The sequence below is a fragment of the Acinetobacter lactucae genome (assembly GCF_013344765.1).
Taxonomy (GTDB): domain Bacteria; phylum Pseudomonadota; class Gammaproteobacteria; order Pseudomonadales; family Moraxellaceae; genus Acinetobacter; species Acinetobacter lactucae_A.
Genome location: NZ_JABVBF010000367.1, coordinates 1 through 857, shown reverse-complemented (window position 1 = coordinate 857; position 857 = coordinate 1). Strand labels below are relative to the sequence as shown.

Here is an 857-nt window from a genome sequence, read left to right as displayed (position 1 = left end):
AAGATCCTAATGGAGATATATTTTGGCTTCAAATTTTAAAAAATATTGCAAATCAATATCCTTTAAATTTGAAAAATTTTAGTAATGGTATACAAAACAGAGAACAACTTTTAGACGTGGTGACTGAAATCATAGATCAATTCAAGTTGTTAATTGAAGATAATGGTCTATGGAAAGAATTATGGACTGAAGATGGAGAACCGAGAAAAGAGAAAGCATGCCAAAGATTACTTTTTGCCGTAGCTTTGAGTTATTGTAAAGCAAATAATTTAGATCTTAGTCCTGAAGTAGATAGTGGTAATGGACCTGTTGATTTTAAAATATCTCAGGGTTTTAATTTTAAAGTTATAGTCGAAATAGAATTATCGACGAATCCAAATGTAATACATGGCTATGAGAAACAACTTGAAATATATAAGACAGCCGAGCAGTCAGAAGAAGGTATTTTTATTCTAATAGATATAGGGGGCTTAAGAGAAAAGTTCAAAAGACTACAAGAAGTGAGAAGAGAATTTGTTACAAGTTATAATAAAGCTTCTCAAATTGTTTTAATTGATGGAAATCCTAAATTATCTGCCAGTAAAAGAAAGTAATTAACTAAAATCTAATAATTAGTAAGAAGCAAAGTAATTTTATAAGCCCACACTTTATAACACTAGGAAAGAAGAATATAAAAAAGCCTGACATCCTGTCGGCCTTATTCGTATTTGGTTGCTAGATATGACTCCTGCCGTATCTCACAATCATAATGATTGAATGTATTATCCCCGCTTCATATACAGAAACTTCTTCTGTATATGAAGCGGGGATGTATGCACAAGAATTTTTGGAAGGAAAAGTAGTATAATGTCATTAAT

The 857-nt window shown here is 30.8% G+C and carries 1 pseudogene; it reads left to right on the top strand.

Going from position 1 to position 857, the window contains the following annotated elements:
* Positions 1-593 (top strand): annotated as a pseudogene (locus HUN22_RS17370) (hypothetical protein); the annotation flags it as partial.
* Positions 594-857 lie beyond the last annotated feature (264 nt).